Here is a 15,682-nt window from a genome sequence, read left to right as displayed (position 1 = left end):
TACCCCTTTCGTTTTACCCAATATTAACTATACGTATCTAGCACTCTGAAGTTTCACTTTTTTAGTTTTTCAGTTTTTACTACTGGCGATTGCTGTACCAATCGCATACGACGCCATGTGCACTACCCAAATTCCCGTTAGAATTAAAAATGCAAGTTGCGGTCCTTCAACAATAATGATAACTGCCCAAGCAATGAGTATCGCAACGGTTGTCGCACACCACGAAATTGAACGGGCATGTTGATGAATCGTTCTATATCGTTCGTCAAACCATCGTTCTTTCTTTCCCCTTTTCCGATTTATTAACATAGTAATGAAAATAATGACTACAGCAAGCGGCAGCCCTGCAAGAAATACCCATATATTAAACCCTTCGTACATTTTCAATCCTCCTCTGGTGTAAAAATATCTTCAATGCGACAATTGAATAACTTCGCAAGTTTGAACGCTAATGTCAGTGATGGGTTATATCTACCTTTTTCGAGGGAAATAATCGTCTGTCTCGAAACTTCCAGTTTCTCCGACAGATCATCTTGCGTTAGCCCCATCGCAGTCCGCATTTCCTTTATCAAGTTATTCATTTCAATGCTCCCCTTTCATACGAAAAGCGCAGGGCACCCGGAGTCTAGACACCGACTATTGTAAAGGTTACTTTACGTAAAGGTTACTTTACCATACTCAAGATGTCAAGTAACCTTTACAAATTTCCTTTTAGAATTTTTCATAGTATAATGAATGAAATAGAGTGGAAAGGGTGAATTATGTGAGAACATATAAACTAACAGCTTTTGAACCAACGGGGGAATTAATTACAGAAGAAACATTCACAGCTGAAACAGACGAAGCAGCAAAAGAAAAAGGCCAAGTAATGCTTGAGGATAAGGGTCTTCTTGAAAAGACACATCGCCTTGCATCTCCGGCAGGTAAGTTAATATTGTTCCATTCCTAAATAAAATTGCACTTCAGATGTTTACTTCCCTTCACTTATTATGTAATCCTAAACAGAAACAAAGCATTTCCATCATACAAATAGACAGGGTGTTGAGAAATGAAAATCGCATTAATTGCCCATGACGAAAAGAAAAATGAAATGGTAAATTTCACAATTGCCTACGAATATATCTTTTCGCAATACACATTATTTGCTACCGGTACAACGGGAAAAAGAATTATGGACGAAACCAATTTATCTGTAACCCGACTTAATTCGGGACCTTTGGGTGGTGATCAGCAAATTGGTGCAATGATTGCAACTGGCGAGCTGGACTTAATCTTGTTTTTCCGTGACCCACTAACTGCTCAACCACATGAACCCGACGTCAGTGCGTTATTACGCCTTTGTGATGTCTATGGCATCCCACTCGCTACGAATATTGCAACGGCTGAGCTGTTACTTCGCGCTGTTGAAAAAGGGTACTTTTCGTGGCGTGAAATGCTTGATAAATATAAGTAAGTTCATTTCAAAATAAAATAAAAAGTACCAAGCACTGATCCGGTTATTAAACGGACGCATGCTTGGTACTTTTTAAATTACGCAGGCTGATTCAGACTGCAAGCGCTGGATCAAATTGTTGATTTCCTTTCTTCCTTATGACCGCCATGAGCACTGTTATGCTCGCCACGACTTCCATTATGACCGGCATCAGCCGTGTTATGACCGCCACATGTTAATTGCACAAAATGTCTAGTACAAGAAAAGACACTGATTCAGGATGGCGTAAAAACTCACCCCTAAACCAGTGTCCATATTACAAAAAATCATTTCCCTGTAAATTCCGGCTTACGTTTTCCCACAAATGCCTGAATACCTTCTAGGTGGTCTGCTGTTTTCCGCATTGCCACTTGTGCTTCACTTTCCATTGCCAATATGCTTTCAAGTTCTTTCGTTTTTTGCGCGTGCAGAATATTTTTCGATGCAATCATTGCTGCAATCGGCGACGCAAGCAGTTTATGAGCAAACGCTTCGCCGCGTTCAGCACCAGTACCTTGCGCAGTCACTTCATCGATTAGCCCTTTTTCAAGTGCTTCTTGACCATTCATCACTTTTCCTGACCAAATGAGTTTTTTCGCTTGAGGCACACCTACGCGTTCTTTTAAGAAGAAATGACCTGCCCCGTCTGGAATTAGACCAATGCCGATAAAGTTCATCGCAAGTTTACTTTCCTCTTCCGCAATAATATAATCGCAGCCAAGCACAAGGCTAAATCCAAGTCCTGCCGCCGCACCATGGACGACCGCAATCGTAACTTGCGGTAATGTATAAAGTGCTTTCGCAAGACGTGACACGTCTACCATTACACTACCAATATCCATTGGGCTATCCGGATTTAACATCGCTTTAATATCCCCACCCGCAGAAAATGCACGACCGGCCCCTTGGATTACCAAAACTTGAACTGACACATCGCTTTTCAATTCCTCGAAAACATCCGCTAGTTCCTTCATCATGACACTATCCATCGCGTTCATCGATGCAGGCCTATTCAACGTAAGATGCGCAAGGCGTCCCTCTTTTTTTAATTCGACAGTTGTATACATAAAAAAACACCCCTTCGTAAGAAATGAATTACCATTCACTTCTTAGATTCGGTGTTTTTTCAGTAAACCCTTTATTTAAGAGCTAAGAAAGTATACGTTTTTCTACCTAGAGTAGGGTCTATCAAGGCGCTTGCGCTTTTCTACTTAACCATCTCCGGAAAAATCGCGTCAAGATGAGCGAGTTTCTTCACGATTGAATCTTCATATGTCAGGATATAAGCTGCTGGATCTTTTGGATTATAGAACTGCGTAATTTTCCCCGTTTCAGGGTCAATGAACTTACTTGAAGCCCCACAACCTACTCCAATGATCGTCTGTACCTCTTCCATAATAACTATGTTATAGATACTTTCTTCACCAGGCTTTGCGTACCCGACGTTTTCCAAGTTGCCTAAAATGTTCTTTTGACGGTATAAATAGTACGGTTCATAGCCGTTTGCAGCGTTCCACTCTTCTCCGAGTTTCATCATCTGCTCGACTGTTTCACGATTAGCTACTTTGTATTTGTCTTTATTACGGGTCATTTCAGATGCCCGTTTGAATGACAATGTATGAACTGTCAGCGATTCAGGTTGCATTTTTTCAGTCTCCGCAAGTGAATGCTTGAATTCTTCCATTCCTTCATTTGGCAAACCGATGATGAGATCCATATTAATATTTTTCATGCCCATATCGCGTGACAACCAGAACTTATCGACTGTTTCTTGAACAGTATGGTGACGACCGATTGCTTTTAGTGTCTCATCTGTATAGGATTGCGGATTGACGCTTATCCGGTCAATTCCCCATTTTTTCAGAACTTCGATTTTAGCAGGCGTAATCGTATCAGGACGACCTGCTTCTACCGTTACTTCTCTGACTTTATCCATATTAGGGAATGAAGCATACATCGTTTCATATAGCGCATCCATTTCTTCCGCTTCTATAGATGTCGGAGTTCCTCCACCGAAGTAAATCGTCGTAATGGCCATGTCTCGCTCTGTCAGCCATTTTCCCATTTCTCGGATTTCTTCATGCAATCCGTCTAGGAATGTTTCGACTCGTCCATTTTTTCGATTAATCGCATAGGCTGGGAATGTGCAATACGCACATTTCGTCGGACAAAATGGAATGCCTATATAAATACTTACTTCATTTTTTAATTCGTGTAAATCAGGCACCGTTCGCAACTGCACATTCGCTATTTTTGCTAGAAGTTCGCTTTTTTCGCTCGAGAGCCGATGGCGATTCATTAACAATTGCTGAGCCTCTTCCGTACTGTGTCCTTCGTGGCGATATTTATGGTACAGTTTCATCGGGCGAATCCCTGTCAGAATTCCCCACGATTGATGCATCCCTGTTGCTTGTTCAAGCGTTTCAAGGAAAACGTGTGAATAAATCCGCTTTAACTGGCGGGTAATCGCTTTATCATCGTCCGTCTCTTCTATCTCAGAAAACTCAGCAGAATATTCCACACCGTCCCATGTAAGGATTGCCTTTCCGACAAGTTGTCCATCAAGCGTCCGTTCCAACGTCAAATTTGCCAGTATCGCACCCTCTTCATCTTCATCGACTATTTTCGATTGTTCAAAGAAAAGGTTTGCTAGATGCGTAAACATCCTAATCCAACCCTGTTCGTAGTTTTCTTTCATGATGATTTTTTGCATTGTAAGTACCCAACTTTCTATTTATAAAACCGAAGTTTTTTCTCTAGATAAACATAAAATCATTATAGCAAATTTACGGAGTGAAAGAAGAAAAACCGGCCTAGGCCGGTTTTTAGATGGATTCGTATAATTGTTGTACTGGTTTCATCAGTACACGGTTTACTTCTTCAATCAAGCCACTCAATTTCATTTCTGCTTCAAGCATTTTCATAATCTTAGGATTTTGCTGCGCAAGTTGTGCAGTCTTTTGAGCATACTCAAGCTCTTCAGCTACTGGCTCTTCACCTTGCATCTGTTTTTCCTGAAGGCTCAATTGGATTTTACGGAAGTTTTTGAACAACGCTAGTGCATCGTCATCCACCTTCACTTCTTCTACCGCTTGCTGTACTTCTAAAAACTCTGCAGTTTTTCGGAATGTTGCTTCCAATTTGTTTAAATCATCGTAAATATTCACTGTCATGTATTGTTCCCCCTAGGATAAATTTGTTGCCAAGACAATAAGGCCTTGAACGATTCCAATCAAACCGCCGAGAAATGCTCCAAGTACGGTGATCATCTTGAATTCGCGTCTTGAAATGCCGAGCACTAGATCTTCCAGTATTGCAACTGGAAACGCATCGACTTGCTCTCTAACCATATCATCTAATTTAAGTTTGTGGAGCGATATCTCCATTTGTTTTTCTGCCTGTTCGAATGCAAAGCTAGTCAGCGCCGGCGTCAGATTAACAGCTGTCCATTCCGCCCCTGCAGGCCAATAATCCTGTATCGTCTTATTCAAGCGAGCTTCCAGTACAAGTTCTTTTTCTGCATAAGATCGGACTGAATTGAACAACCCATCCCAATCAAATCCTGAGAGAAGTTCTTCAACGGGACGTTTTTGAAGCTTTTCCCATTCATTAAGTATAATTGTGTTCACAAGATCGTACGTCCCTTGTGCTGCGACAAACTTCAGTGCTTCACGCTGTACTTTTACAACAAGCGATTCTGATTCTCCAAAAAACATATTTACCATACTTCCAAGTGTACCTTTTGATGCTAGGAAATCATCAATCATTTTATGGAACATTGCTTTTCCTTCATCTGATTCGAAGTAGGTTTCCGACCTGCCTAGAATATAGGTTGTTATGGCTGGAATGCGCCCTGCAGCTTCTACCCGCCACTTTTGCGGTAGCACCTCTTCTACCGATCCCGTCGTCATTTTTACACGAACGGCGTTAAGCTGGGCATCGAGTACTTCCAACACTTTCCGCTCTGCTTTCTCTGCAACATTCATCGCGCCGGCAGTATTAAGCCAGTCATTCAATGTTTTATCAGAGAGAAGGATATGCTGCTCAAGTTTTTGTTGGAGGAAATCCTCTGCTTTCTTCTCCATGTCAGGCGTCAATAATTTCTTTCTGAACGTTTCCGGTGTTAATAAATAATTCGTCACCGTCTTACCGAGTTGCACTGCCAGTTCATCGCGCCGTTTCGGTATCAATCCCGGCGTGAATGGCAAACGCCATTTCCCAATATATTTCGCTTCATGTGGCCTGAACAGCATTTTAATCGCCAGATGATTTGTAAGTCCCCCGATTAATGCACCAATAAAAGCCATGAATAACAATGTCCATAAAATACCCAAATGCTTCACCTTTTTCCGTATCGTTAAGTCCTAATTATAGCAGAACTAAACCGAACGGAAAAATTCAAAGACTTATCTTAGTGCGTTGTACATTGTCGACATGCGAATAGCGTGTTCCATTTCATCATGCATTGCAATGAAAAATGGATTGTAGGCCTGTTGAAAAGGAACGGTTAGTAGCATTTCCTTATACATTTCAACCGCTTCAAGCTCACTCACCAATGCCCGCTGAACACACTCTTTTAAGTTATAACAAGGCAACGGTCTCTTTGGATTTGGTACAAATGTCCCCGTCATCATATAATAGAGCTGTTGAAACATTTCATAATGGCTTTTTTCATCTTCATACATATGTCTGAGGAAGTCTTGCCAAAGCGGATCATTGGTCATGTCGTGCATTGATTTATAAAAATAATAATCTTTGTACTCATCCTCGATGGCCTGCTTTAATTTATCAACAAACAAGTCAGCACCCTTTCGCTTTCTTTTCTTGATATTATGCGGTCGGGTAGCGTCTTATGAGAGGAGTTATTTACATGCTACAACATTTCAGTTTTAAACCGATGTTTGACAATACACAATTACCGGGTTGGACATTCTCATTTTTCTTCCGCAATACGAGGTATACCGGGGACTATTTACCTGAGGGTGTCATTGTTTGGACAGGAGAAACGCCGCCTGAAGAAGACAATTTGAAAAAAATGATTCATGAATTGATGATTTTTCACGTCTATGATTGATTCGTGAAAACTTCGGGAATACTGTCCTCCATGACGTATTAAGGAGGCGCAGTATGAATAAAGAAAAATCCCCTGAAGAGTTGCGTAAAGAAAAGGAACAGTTAAAAGTACAAGATCAGAAAACTGAAAATGTCTTTGAAGATAAGAGTCGAGTACCAGAAGAACAAAATGCCTGGAAAGAAACACAAGCCAGACGCGGTGAATAACAAAACTCCCTGCATATTGTATGCAGGGAGTTTTGTTATTCTACATTTCTCGTTTCCTCTATGCCAACCGCGTGCCTTGTATCTTCTTCCAAGTACTTATTACTGTTCGTGTCATTTGTTCCCCTCGTCATATCGTCATAAGGCGTAAAAGGCGTAAACATATTTCCTGACTTCTTCTTATTAAAAAGTGTCTTGTAGATTGCAAAACCAATCAACACCATACCTCCGAGTCCCAATACAATGGCAACAACAGCTATAATGGTAATGCCCATAAGAACACCCCTTTTTATTTATTATACCACTAATGAACCAGATTTTTCTGACACCCTATTCCTACGACAAATTTCTTCTGCCAAAAATGAAGTAATAGTACGTCGAGGAAACAACATAGAGTCCTGCTGTGATTGTGAATGCATAGGCATAGCCCCAATACGAACCACTTGCAATAACAAGCCCCGCTGCTACAGGCCCCATCGCTGCCCAAGCTTCGATTAAGATATAACCAGTATGATAAACAGGGCAAAAGGAGGAAACTAGATTGAAAAACTTGCATCCGGAAATGAAAGAGTTGTTATTAAAAGTACACGCTAAACATACTTCCGCAATGGGGTTTAAAGAAAAAGAAAAACACGCGTTGAATCGCATAAAAAAAGTCGTAGTTGATCAAAAGGAAATATGTTTGAAAGTATATTACGAGCATGATTGGTATCATTATACCCCTCAATGTACTTGGTATTGAATTAATAATTTGGGTTGCCGTCCAGGTATAGCCATTTCCATTATTTTACCGTACTATGGAACTATCACTATTATTAGGAGGAATTGAGCATGACAGAAAAAACAAAAATAAAAAAGCCGTTTTATAAAAAGTGGTGGGTGTGGGTAATTGTTATCTTAATCATTGGCGCAATCGGAGCAAATGGGAATGACGATACCGTTAAGGATAATTTGGAAAAAGTTGAAGTTTCAGCTGACAAAAAAACAGAAGTTGAAAAAGAGAAAGAATTAACAGAAGAAGAGAAAGCGGCTGCTAAGTTAAAGGAAAAAGAAGCTACTGAAGCTAAGGTGAAAGCAGAGGTTGAAGCGAAAGCTAAATCGGAAGCCAAAGCAAAAGAGGATAGCGTCCCTAGAGAACACAAATCAGCGTTAAAGAAAGCAGAGTCATACGCGGAAACTATGCACATGTCCAAGGTGGGAATTTATGATCAGTTGACTTCGGAACACGGAGAGAGTTTCCCTCCAGAAGCCGCTCAATATGCTATCGATAACATTGTATTCGATTGGAAAGAAAATGCATTAAACAAAGCACAAACATATGCAAAAACTATGAGCATGTCCGATTCAGCTATTTACGATCAATTGATTTCGGAGTACGGGGAAAAATTCACTCAGGAAGAAGCGCAATACGCGATAGATAATTTAGAATAAGTTATAAAAACGACCTTCCCTAATCGGGTTGGTCGTTTTTATATTCCGAAAACCTTTTTAAAATAATTCATTTCTTCTTCGGATTCTTCTTCAAAGGCAAGTGATATTTCTTAGCATTTTCGATTATTTTCCCTGCTAGCTTTTCGGCATCCTCTTTGGTCATCTTCGCCATAATAAAATCAATCCTCCTACTTTTTAATAGTTTGTCCACGTGTAGAAGGTTTTAAACATATCTCTCCCCCACCGTTCATATAATCCCAATATAGCAGAGTCACTAAGTCAGTGACTTAGACATAACGCGTGAAGGTAGGGAGTAAAATGGAAAGTGGGCAGGGTAGAAAAGTGCGGTCAGATAAAAAATGGAGTGTGCAACCAACGATTTCAATCGAACTAAGAGACTGTATTCATCGCTTGTCAAAGATTACAGGCGAACATATTAAAGATGTGATTGAAGCGATTTGTGTAAGTGGAATCGATAACAAAAAAGTTATAACCTACCTATCATCAAATTTCCGCCAGGATATACGAATTAATAACACTCTTTATATCGGGGATTCCAGTCGGGCATCTGTGAAAAAGAGGACGGCGCCTGGTCAGTCAGAAAGAGTTTCTACACGAGTTAGCGGAACTATGCATGTAAGCCTAAAAGCGCTCGCGTATTCGCTAGACTGTTCTGCTGCGCGCGCGTGCGCTCTACTAGTGGATGCGACCGTTCGAGATGCCGACTTCATAAACGAGTTCGTTAAGGAATTCCTCGAAAAACATGTGGACAGTGAACAAATGAGGGAATTGAAAAAGGTATTAAAATATGTGAAAGCAAACAACCCTTACGAAGAAGATGTTTCGTGGGCAGCACTTTTATCATATTTAATAGAGGAGGTCCGTACCGGAGCGGAGAAAGTACAGGATACCATAACGGGGTTTGTGATAAATAATTGGAAACAATGAACAAAAAAGGTGGCTGCTCAATTAAGAGTAGCCACCTTTCGCTTTCTTGCTATTTAGATGCTTTGAATTAATTCATCGCGCAGTTTCAGGAAAGCCGAACAAATCGCCAATTGCGCCGTCGCGCCTTCAGCAGCCATCGTAGAGAACACCGATTCGCCATCGTTTGATTTACGAAACAGTGTACATACCGCAGAATTATCTGTGTCAATTTCTATTTCCACAACAAATCTCATTCGCATTAGATTGACAAGCGTCCAAGCTGCCTCTATTTTAAACGCGTAATCCGGGGTGCCTTCGACTGCTTGATTGTATTCCTTCTCAACCACCATCTTGATAGACTCGTTCAAACGATTGTTTCCCGCTTTGATTGTTTTGATTTCTTCGCTCACGTATAATCTCCCCTTTTCCCGATTATACAATAAACTTTAACGGTTTCAACTAACTGCCTTTCGCGACTTACTATTTAATTCTATTACCACCGTTTAGTGCGGCTCCAGCAATCAATCCATTCAAAAAGATCGCTTTATCTTGCGTTATCTTGCCCGATTTAACATCAGCCTCATGCTCTGCCGATGAAAATACACCTTTTCCCCGCGCGTGTTTATATACGTTTGCTAGTTCTACCTTTTGCGTTTGTGACAGTTCCAATAATTTCTCCTCCTTTTTCGATGGCGCAATTGGCGCCGTCGGCTTTACAGCTTGCATTGATTGCACCGACCTTTCAACAGAAACCATCGTAGCGTTCCCGGCTACGCCATCCGCAATTAACTTGTTAGCCTTTTGATAAGTATTCACCGCTTTAATGGCGCCATCACCATACAAACCATCCACTGCAACTTTATGGCCGAGTTGATTTAGCATGGTTTGTAAGCGCCGAACATCCGGGTCGTCGATATAGAGTGCAGAGTTGACGTGTTGAGTGTACTTATTTGACCACTTTCCTTTGCTGATTTCAAAGTGCAAGTGGACGCCAGTACTATTACCCGTCGTGCCTTTCACACCAATCTTTTGCCCTTGTCCAACCCTTTGCCCTGCACTGACATTAATCACCGATAAGTGAGCGTACACTGTCTCCCAACCGTTATCATGCGTAATGATAACGTACTTACCAAATCCTGACGCGCTGTTAACCGCTATGCGGACTTTACCAGCCGCAGCAGCAATAATCGCGTTATCACTGTGACTACCATAGTCCGTCCCCCAGTGCGGCTGCACCCTCCCTGTAACTGGATTTTTACGCGCTTTATCATACAACGATGTAATATATCCGTGACACGGTTTTTTAAACATCACCTAAATCACCGTCCGGAGCCACAAGATCATAGACAGCTCGATTGGTAGCGAGCATGTCGCGCATTTCATCTAGCGCGTCATCTACTAAATCGCTAAACGCCTCGAAGCTTATTAAATACGCAAACCATTTGAATTTAGTAATAAATAAGTCGTAAACATATCTCAATTTCAAGCGGCCGGTCCCAGTCCCAAGTTCCACTTCCGCTTGTGTGACGGCGAACAATAGCCACTCCTTAATCTTTCGTAACTGCCCTTCTGACGGTTGCTTTAAAAACGCAAAAATCATAATTCCTACAAAGATAAGCAGTACGACGATTGCCACAATAACAAACCAATTATCAATCAAATTGTTCATGACCTTCTTCCTCCTGTTCGTATAGTGATGCATTTCTACCTTTTTCACGTTCAACATTCTCAGATTTCGCTTTCCAATAATAAAAGCCTGTCCCTGTCGCAACCTCTGCGCCGAGGACAGTCAATAACGTGATAACGATATTCGTATCACCATGGTAATCTCTCACGATAATGAGATACTGGATGCCCATTGCATACGCTAGGATGAACACTGCGATTACGGATGTGACAAGAAGAATCTTCTTGGAAAACTCCATTGGATATTTTAACACCTTTGGAGGTCGCTCTTTTTTAACCCACTCATGACCAAAAATAGCACTCACCCCCTTCGTTACAAAAAACCAGTTTTATCAAATTCTCACCTCAGCTCGGTCCTATCCACTTCAAAAATAGATATCAAACTGAAAAGCGCACTCAGTACAAACGCGCTGGCACCCACATAGCTACCAGCCACGTAATAGCAATATCCAAGCGTGGCATACAACACGATGCTCACCACTAAACCGACTTTACGAAGACGCTTCTGTCGCCACACTAACCCGCAGATATTTAGCAGCGCCGATAACGCGAAAGCGATTGACCACACAGTTTGCGTAGTAACCCCACTCATTATCGTGTAAACCATTCGGTTACCATCTAAAAAAGTGGCGTCTTTTAAAAGAATGATCGCCAACGTTGTAGAAAGAAATGATACATACATCTCAAAATAAGGTATCGGTTTTCTGACTTTCTCGTTTAGCATAATCACCCCCCCCACAATGCTTTAAGTGCAAAGAACGCGATTCCGACGCCCCCTGCAACGAGCGCACTTAAAAAGTAGCCCCTCATCTTGTCGCTGTTTTCGACCATTTTGTTGACGCTCTTTTCGATTTGCTTAACCGCTGAAGATGTTTCATAAACAATGGGCTTGATTGACTTCATGTCACTTTCCTGTTCTTTCATTCTTCGTTCAAAATCAAGTATTTTAACGGATATTTCGAAGTTGCTCATTTCTCCCAATTGTGCACCAGTCAATAGTCACGCCCCCTTCACTACTATAAAATAAAGCAAAAGACGCCCCAAAGGACGCCTTCCCTTATTCCTCTACCTGCACTTCTTCCGGCTCGGGAATTTCCGGAACTTCCGGTTCTGGCGTAACAGGATCAAAATCCTCCCCTGTGATTCGCTTAAATTCTTCCTTCGTAATCTCACCGAATGGCATTGTATCTGTAATCGTCATGATTCGCAATTGAGCAATAGTGGCCCAACCCCAACCGTAAGCAAGCTCCCAAAAATTCATTATGCTCCAACCCCCTTCAGCTCTGCTACATCGATTTTTAATTGCGTCATTTGCTGGCCGATACTTTGAATCATCATGTCTTTTTGCGCACTTTTAATCTTTTCTTCTGCAAGAGAAAAGCCCAAGCTTTGCAGCTGGGCGTCCTTCGCTTTTATCGCTTCCTCTTGCTGCCGAATCGTATCTAGTGGCGTTTGCGTAATTGCTTTCATTATGAGTCAGCTCCCTTAATCGAATGTAAGTCCAATAGCATCGACGCTGATTGGCGCCATTGAATCGTTGGCTTTAATCAATAAACGGACGCCAATCGCGAACTCAATTGCCGTTTTCACCGTGTTGGTGAAATTATAGTAATCCATCGACTTAAATTCTGCGGTTGCATCTTCCCACGTCGGATTAACATCGAGTGCATTATTGGAAAATTCAACTTTGATTGTCGCCTTGATTGCTCCATCTGCAGGCAATTCGTAATCAGCTGCAAATAGAATCCTGCGAGCCGCAACAGCCGCAGTGCTAATCGGATTTTTCACCCTGAATTCTAGCTCGTTGCCTGAACGAATTCGACGCGCCACCGACCACACGCCCCGTGCTTTAGTCTTCGCGTCCACTCCGGCCATCCGCCAGAAATACGTTTTGTTGCGATCTAGCGTAATCTGCATTGTATAAGCAATTGGTTGTCCTTGTTGGCCATTAAACACGCCATCTTCAGGGATGTCGTACCCATTGACTTGCCACCCAGTCCGCACTGTATCGCTTCGGAACGTCAAAGGATTTACGGCAAATGATATATCTTCTGCAATCTGAACCGCGAAGTGCTGCCCATCGTCTTCTGGATCTGTTCCGACGATACCCAAAAACGTCGGTTTTAGTGGTGTCCGATAATTGTCGACGGGTCCTGTTTGTATAGGAGCGCTCGGCGTTGCATTGGTTTGAATATACGCTCGTTCGCTATCTTTATGGAGTCCGTTCGGGTCCCATACAGTAACAATTGCATAGTAAGTGGTACCTTCCGCAAGACGCCCCACCGGGACCTGTTGCGTGTTCGTGTTCCGATTAACTCGGGACGAATCATAAGCAAGGCTGTCGTCGGATTTTTTGTAGACTCTTAATTGATATGCCGCTTGTGCCTCTAAATCCAAGTCCTCAAAGTCCCACGAGAATTCGGGGGCCATCCCTGCGCCCAATGGAGCGTCTGGATCATCGCTACCTGGTTGCAGATTCGTAATATTCGGCGCTCTGTTCGGCAAGATAAATTCAGAGAATGAATACTCGGATGGAACATCGAAGCGATCCCATACACGAACTTTCCATTTGTATTTTTTGCCCCATTCCAATTTCGCCGCTTCTGCTAGTTGGTAGAATGATTGAGTAGATAGTTTCTTACCCGAATCATGAACAACGGCATTGTTTAAATCTTCGATGATATATTGATAGGCTGATTGTGAATCGCCCGTATCAACATCATTAAAAGCGTGAACGAAAATAGGTGTCAACGTGTCAACGATAGCAATGCTGGATAAATCGCCTTTTGGCTCGACTGCAGTAGCAGTCGGTGGCGCATTTGTCTTAGTAAACGTGTATACACGCGTCGACTTCGCACCTTTCGAGTCTGTCGCCTCAACGGTAATTGTCGACGGTTGGTTCAGCGGGATTGTAGCCCATTGATTTAGCGTAATGACGATTTCTTGATTTGCACCTTGTGCAATTGCAGGGACCGTGCGTACCGTAGTTCCATTTAGTTTTTCGACAACATTTACTGCATCATTCTCCGGGTCTTTTACCTGATATACCACACTGAATGGAGCCGTCTTATTCCCTAAGTCCTGCGAACCTCCTGAGATCAGAGGGGAAGAATTCAGAACTTCAAGGACGGGGCGAAACCCGATATTCGTAGTGCGAGACGTCGACGTATTGTGGCCCCAGTTGCGCGCCGAAAGGCTGCCACGAAGCGCGCGGGACGAGCCACTTGCCGTATATACCTCTTGCGCCCATGAATACATGCTAGACCAATTCCAAAACTGATTATGAGCACCAGCCGTATTGTTCGAATTCAAATCTGCCGCTACCGGTTTAATAAGCCCTGGATAATTCGCTTCACCAGAAATAATTTGATCCCATTCATTCGCGACTGGCGTACCACCCGCATGGTTGTCACTTGTATTTCTGTAGTTCGAACCACCAGTCATCAATCGCAGTTTATATTGTTGACCGTCGATAGTAATTTCTTTGCCTTGAACTAAGCCTTGGGCGTTCAAATCATCCCAAGAAACAGAATGAAGAATGTTACGATCCGCTATTAATAACCTTTTTGCGCCGACGAGCAATTCACGCCAACGTAATTTATAGGCGTTATCTGTGTCGGTATTTCTAATCTCAATCGCTTGCCCTGCGGAAAACGCCGTAATATTTCCTCCGTTAACCGGATTGGTCGGCATAAGTCGTTTAGTGCCAGCCGTGTAGAGTGTTCCGAGTAAATGCAAATCACCTGTCGCCAAATTTCTCATCTCCTTCAACTTTTACGTAGGGGTAGGGTGCAAATATCTTTTTAGCAAGATTATAAGAATTTGAATGCCGCGAATGGCCAAGCCATGAATTCACTGATTGCTGCACCGCATGCAATTCAATTTCGCCGGCTCCTAGTTTTCGGTCCATCGCTTTAATCCGCCGCTTAACAGCTCTTTTGGATTGGTCTCGAACAAGTCGGTGCGTCGTCCAAATCTTGTAACCATAAGCGTTCACGCCTTGTGCGAGTGGGAATATTTGCGATTTCTTTGGATTTTCGACGAGATTCAACCGTTCACGTAAAAATAAGCACATAGCCGCTTTAAGGGCTTGCGCTGCTTCTTTGCCATCAACCACCGCTATCATGTCGTCCATATACCTCGTGTAGTATCTGATACCTAAATACCGCTTCACGTATTGATCAATTTCGTTTAAATAAATGTTCGCAAAATCTTGTGATGTGACATTACCGAGCGGAATACCTACGTCACCTTCTGGACTACTGTCGATAATTAAGTCAAGCAGCCAAAGCGTTTTGGCACACTTTATTTTCTTGCGTAATATTCGCTTTAAAATCTCGCGATCAATGGAATAAAAGAATCTGCTCACATCGACCGACACAATCCACGGGTCCTTGAATTCGCGCTCAGCAATCCTCAAATCACGTTGCACAGAATCTACAGCCCGATGTGTACCACGCCCATCCAAACAGGCGTACGAATCTGAGATGTATACATTCTCGTATACATGTTTAATGATGTGATGCGTCGCAAATTGAATGGTCTTGTCACGCACTCCTGGAGCGCTCACCCATCGAACCTTTGGCTCGTATACCAAGAAACGGATATACCCACCGATTCGATACTTGCCCCATTTCAAGTCATGCCACAGGTCTACTAGATTCTTATCCAAAAGCATAGAAAAAAGGATCGCGTCCTTCCGGAATTTGCGATCCCCTTTCGTAACTTGTGTAAACGCGTATTCAAGATTTTTAAACGCTGTTATTTTTCCGTACAAATTATCATATTGAAAAGTTTTTGCCATAATGGCTCCTTTCGGTCGGCACTACGACTATTCATGTATTTACGTCGAGGACGAAGGATTACGACTCCCTTGAAGTTAAGTCAAAG

The 15,682-nt window shown here is 42.4% G+C and carries 25 protein-coding genes; 7 read left to right on the top strand and 18 right to left on the bottom strand.

Annotated elements, in window-relative coordinates:
* Window positions 1–69: 69 nt before the first annotated feature.
* Both MKX62_RS11910 and MKX62_RS11905 read right to left on the bottom strand, forming a co-directional pair.
* Window positions 70–381 carry a hypothetical protein gene (locus MKX62_RS11910; RefSeq protein WP_340741501.1) on the bottom strand — a complete coding sequence of 104 codons (312 nt, stop codon included), beginning with the start codon at window positions 379–381 and terminating at the stop codon, window positions 70–72.
* 2 nt (window positions 382–383) lie between these two features.
* Window positions 384–581, bottom strand: a complete 198-nt coding sequence (locus tag MKX62_RS11905; protein ID WP_067205914.1) for a helix-turn-helix transcriptional regulator — start codon at window positions 579–581, stop codon at window positions 384–386.
* Window positions 582–763: 182 nt separating this feature from the next.
* Here MKX62_RS11905 and MKX62_RS11900 point away from each other — a divergent pair, with 182 nt between their 5' ends.
* Both MKX62_RS11900 and mgsA read left to right on the top strand, forming a co-directional pair.
* Entirely contained in the window at window positions 764–949 is a 186-nt protein-coding gene (locus MKX62_RS11900) for a YhzD family protein (protein ID WP_340741500.1), read from the top strand.
* Window positions 950–1,048: 99 nt separating this feature from the next.
* Window positions 1,049–1,453: a methylglyoxal synthase gene (gene mgsA, locus MKX62_RS11895; RefSeq protein ID WP_067205909.1), complete on the top strand. Its 405-nt coding sequence runs from the start codon at window positions 1,049–1,051 to the stop codon at window positions 1,451–1,453.
* A 305-nt stretch (window positions 1,454–1,758) separates the two neighbouring features.
* Here mgsA and MKX62_RS11890 read toward each other — a convergent pair whose 3' ends face one another.
* The 5 genes from MKX62_RS11890 to MKX62_RS11870 form a co-directional block, all read right to left on the bottom strand.
* Entirely contained in the window at window positions 1,759–2,538 is a 780-nt protein-coding gene (locus MKX62_RS11890; RefSeq protein ID WP_338653554.1) for an enoyl-CoA hydratase, read from the bottom strand.
* Window positions 2,539–2,678: 140 nt separating this feature from the next.
* Window positions 2,679–4,184, bottom strand: a complete 1,506-nt coding sequence (locus tag MKX62_RS11885; RefSeq protein WP_067205904.1) for a coproporphyrinogen III oxidase — start codon at window positions 4,182–4,184, stop codon at window positions 2,679–2,681.
* 112 nt (window positions 4,185–4,296) lie between these two features.
* Window positions 4,297–4,644, bottom strand: a complete 348-nt coding sequence (locus tag MKX62_RS11880) for a YlbF family regulator (RefSeq protein WP_067205901.1) — start codon at window positions 4,642–4,644, stop codon at window positions 4,297–4,299.
* A gap of 12 nt (window positions 4,645–4,656) precedes the next feature.
* On the bottom strand, window positions 4,657–5,814 hold the full coding sequence (locus MKX62_RS11875; RefSeq protein ID WP_335339515.1) for a DUF445 domain-containing protein: 1,158 nt from the start codon (window positions 5,812–5,814) through the stop codon (window positions 4,657–4,659).
* Between the two features lie 63 nt (window positions 5,815–5,877).
* On the bottom strand, window positions 5,878–6,270 hold the full coding sequence (locus tag MKX62_RS11870; RefSeq protein WP_067205897.1) for a ferritin-like domain-containing protein: 393 nt from the start codon (window positions 6,268–6,270) through the stop codon (window positions 5,878–5,880).
* A gap of 71 nt (window positions 6,271–6,341) precedes the next feature.
* Here MKX62_RS11870 and MKX62_RS11865 point away from each other — a divergent pair, with 71 nt between their 5' ends.
* Together MKX62_RS11865 and MKX62_RS11860 are read left to right on the top strand one after the other, a co-directional pair.
* Window positions 6,342–6,545, top strand: coding sequence for a YheE family protein (locus MKX62_RS11865; protein ID WP_067205894.1), 204 nt, complete (start codon window positions 6,342–6,344; stop codon window positions 6,543–6,545).
* Window positions 6,546–6,598: 53 nt separating this feature from the next.
* On the top strand, window positions 6,599–6,751 hold the full coding sequence (locus MKX62_RS11860) for a hypothetical protein (protein ID WP_156475954.1): 153 nt from the start codon (window positions 6,599–6,601) through the stop codon (window positions 6,749–6,751).
* A 35-nt stretch (window positions 6,752–6,786) separates the two neighbouring features.
* Here MKX62_RS11860 and MKX62_RS11855 read toward each other — a convergent pair whose 3' ends face one another.
* On the bottom strand, window positions 6,787–7,023 hold the full coding sequence (locus tag MKX62_RS11855) for a hypothetical protein (RefSeq protein ID WP_187046664.1): 237 nt from the start codon (window positions 7,021–7,023) through the stop codon (window positions 6,787–6,789).
* 266 nt (window positions 7,024–7,289) lie between these two features.
* On the opposite strand from MKX62_RS11855, the gene MKX62_RS11850 reads away from it, so the two are divergent.
* The 3 genes from MKX62_RS11850 to MKX62_RS11840 all read left to right on the top strand — a co-directional run bounded on the left by MKX62_RS11850 (window position 7,290) and on the right by MKX62_RS11840 (window position 9,127).
* Window positions 7,290–7,490, top strand: a complete 201-nt coding sequence (locus tag MKX62_RS11850; RefSeq protein WP_340741499.1) for a hypothetical protein — start codon at window positions 7,290–7,292, stop codon at window positions 7,488–7,490.
* A gap of 89 nt (window positions 7,491–7,579) precedes the next feature.
* A complete protein-coding gene (locus MKX62_RS11845; protein WP_340741498.1) occupies window positions 7,580–8,179 on the top strand; it encodes an Ltp family lipoprotein in 600 nt (199 codons plus the stop codon).
* Between the two features lie 318 nt (window positions 8,180–8,497).
* On the top strand, window positions 8,498–9,127 hold the full coding sequence (locus tag MKX62_RS11840; RefSeq protein WP_340741497.1) for a hypothetical protein: 630 nt from the start codon (window positions 8,498–8,500) through the stop codon (window positions 9,125–9,127).
* A gap of 53 nt (window positions 9,128–9,180) precedes the next feature.
* Here MKX62_RS11840 and MKX62_RS11835 read toward each other — a convergent pair whose 3' ends face one another.
* From MKX62_RS11835 to MKX62_RS11790, 10 genes are all read right to left on the bottom strand, one after another.
* Window positions 9,181–9,516 (bottom strand): hypothetical protein, encoded by a 336-nt coding sequence (locus tag MKX62_RS11835; RefSeq protein ID WP_340741496.1) that lies wholly within the window; start codon window positions 9,514–9,516, stop codon window positions 9,181–9,183.
* 70 nt (window positions 9,517–9,586) lie between these two features.
* Window positions 9,587–10,417: a peptidoglycan DD-metalloendopeptidase family protein gene (locus tag MKX62_RS11830; protein WP_340741495.1), complete on the bottom strand. Its 831-nt coding sequence runs from the start codon at window positions 10,415–10,417 to the stop codon at window positions 9,587–9,589.
* Window positions 10,410–10,775 carry a hypothetical protein gene (locus MKX62_RS11825; protein ID WP_340741494.1) on the bottom strand — a complete coding sequence of 122 codons (366 nt, stop codon included), beginning with the start codon at window positions 10,773–10,775 and terminating at the stop codon, window positions 10,410–10,412. The genes MKX62_RS11830 and MKX62_RS11825 overlap by 8 nt, the downstream gene beginning before the upstream one ends.
* Complete coding sequence (locus tag MKX62_RS11820; protein ID WP_340741493.1) at window positions 10,759–11,097, bottom strand: hypothetical protein; 339 nt, start codon at window positions 11,095–11,097, stop codon at window positions 10,759–10,761. Before MKX62_RS11820 ends, MKX62_RS11825 begins: the two co-directional genes overlap by 17 nt.
* Window positions 11,098–11,132: 35 nt before the next feature.
* Complete coding sequence (locus tag MKX62_RS11815; protein ID WP_340741492.1) at window positions 11,133–11,516, bottom strand: hypothetical protein; 384 nt, start codon at window positions 11,514–11,516, stop codon at window positions 11,133–11,135.
* 2 nt (window positions 11,517–11,518) lie between these two features.
* On the bottom strand, window positions 11,519–11,788 hold the full coding sequence (locus MKX62_RS11810) for a hypothetical protein (protein WP_340741491.1): 270 nt from the start codon (window positions 11,786–11,788) through the stop codon (window positions 11,519–11,521).
* Between the two features lie 61 nt (window positions 11,789–11,849).
* A complete protein-coding gene (locus tag MKX62_RS11805) occupies window positions 11,850–12,053 on the bottom strand; it encodes an XkdX family protein (protein ID WP_340741490.1) in 204 nt (67 codons plus the stop codon).
* Window positions 12,053–12,262 (bottom strand): hypothetical protein, encoded by a 210-nt coding sequence (locus MKX62_RS11800; RefSeq protein ID WP_340741489.1) that lies wholly within the window; start codon window positions 12,260–12,262, stop codon window positions 12,053–12,055. The genes MKX62_RS11805 and MKX62_RS11800 overlap by 1 nt, the downstream gene beginning before the upstream one ends.
* A gap of 15 nt (window positions 12,263–12,277) precedes the next feature.
* Window positions 12,278–14,545 carry a glycoside hydrolase family 78 protein gene (locus MKX62_RS11795; protein ID WP_340741488.1) on the bottom strand — a complete coding sequence of 756 codons (2,268 nt, stop codon included), beginning with the start codon at window positions 14,543–14,545 and terminating at the stop codon, window positions 12,278–12,280.
* Entirely contained in the window at window positions 14,532–15,596 is a 1,065-nt protein-coding gene (locus tag MKX62_RS11790; protein ID WP_340741487.1) for an RNA-directed DNA polymerase, read from the bottom strand. The genes MKX62_RS11795 and MKX62_RS11790 overlap by 14 nt, the downstream gene beginning before the upstream one ends.
* Between the last annotated feature and the right edge of the window lie 86 nt (window positions 15,597–15,682).

This window comes from Sporosarcina sp. FSL K6-5500 (assembly GCF_038005665.1).
Lineage (GTDB): Bacteria > Bacillota > Bacilli > Bacillales_A > Planococcaceae > Sporosarcina > Sporosarcina psychrophila.
Note: the sequence above shows the minus strand (reverse complement) of the source record. Positions and strands in the feature narration are given on the sequence as shown.

Bases quoted from the DNA above. Each gene is read 5' to 3' on its own strand.
- MKX62_RS11855 (WP_187046664.1), bottom strand. From the start codon at position 7,023: ATGGGCATTACCATTATAGCTGTTGTTGCCATTGTATTGGGACTCGGA.
- MKX62_RS11840 (WP_340741497.1), top strand. From the start codon at position 8,498: ATGGAAAGTGGGCAGGGTAGAAAAGTGCGGTCAGATAAAAAATGGAGT.
- MKX62_RS11805 (WP_340741490.1), bottom strand. From the start codon at position 12,053: ATGAATTTTTGGGAGCTTGCTTACGGTTGGGGTTGGGCCACTATTGCT.
- MKX62_RS11880 (WP_067205901.1), bottom strand. From the start codon at position 4,644: ATGACAGTGAATATTTACGATGATTTAAACAAATTGGAAGCAACATTC.
- mgsA (WP_067205909.1), top strand. From the start codon at position 1,049: ATGAAAATCGCATTAATTGCCCATGACGAAAAGAAAAATGAAATGGTA.
- MKX62_RS11890 (WP_338653554.1), bottom strand. From the start codon at position 2,538: ATGTATACAACTGTCGAATTAAAAAAAGAGGGACGCCTTGCGCATCTT.
- MKX62_RS11845 (WP_340741498.1), top strand. From the start codon at position 7,580: ATGACAGAAAAAACAAAAATAAAAAAGCCGTTTTATAAAAAGTGGTGG.
- MKX62_RS11860 (WP_156475954.1), top strand. From the start codon at position 6,599: ATGAATAAAGAAAAATCCCCTGAAGAGTTGCGTAAAGAAAAGGAACAG.
- MKX62_RS11885 (WP_067205904.1), bottom strand. From the start codon at position 4,184: ATGCAAAAAATCATCATGAAAGAAAACTACGAACAGGGTTGGATTAGG.
- MKX62_RS11905 (WP_067205914.1), bottom strand. From the start codon at position 581: ATGAATAACTTGATAAAGGAAATGCGGACTGCGATGGGGCTAACGCAA.
- MKX62_RS11830 (WP_340741495.1), bottom strand. From the start codon at position 10,417: ATGTTTAAAAAACCGTGTCACGGATATATTACATCGTTGTATGATAAA.
- MKX62_RS11825 (WP_340741494.1), bottom strand. From the start codon at position 10,775: ATGAACAATTTGATTGATAATTGGTTTGTTATTGTGGCAATCGTCGTA.
- MKX62_RS11815 (WP_340741492.1), bottom strand. From the start codon at position 11,516: ATGCTAAACGAGAAAGTCAGAAAACCGATACCTTATTTTGAGATGTAT.
- MKX62_RS11865 (WP_067205894.1), top strand. From the start codon at position 6,342: ATGCTACAACATTTCAGTTTTAAACCGATGTTTGACAATACACAATTA.
- MKX62_RS11800 (WP_340741489.1), bottom strand. From the start codon at position 12,262: ATGAAAGCAATTACGCAAACGCCACTAGATACGATTCGGCAGCAAGAG.
- MKX62_RS11910 (WP_340741501.1), bottom strand. From the start codon at position 381: ATGTACGAAGGGTTTAATATATGGGTATTTCTTGCAGGGCTGCCGCTT.
- MKX62_RS11790 (WP_340741487.1), bottom strand. From the start codon at position 15,596: ATGGCAAAAACTTTTCAATATGATAATTTGTACGGAAAAATAACAGCG.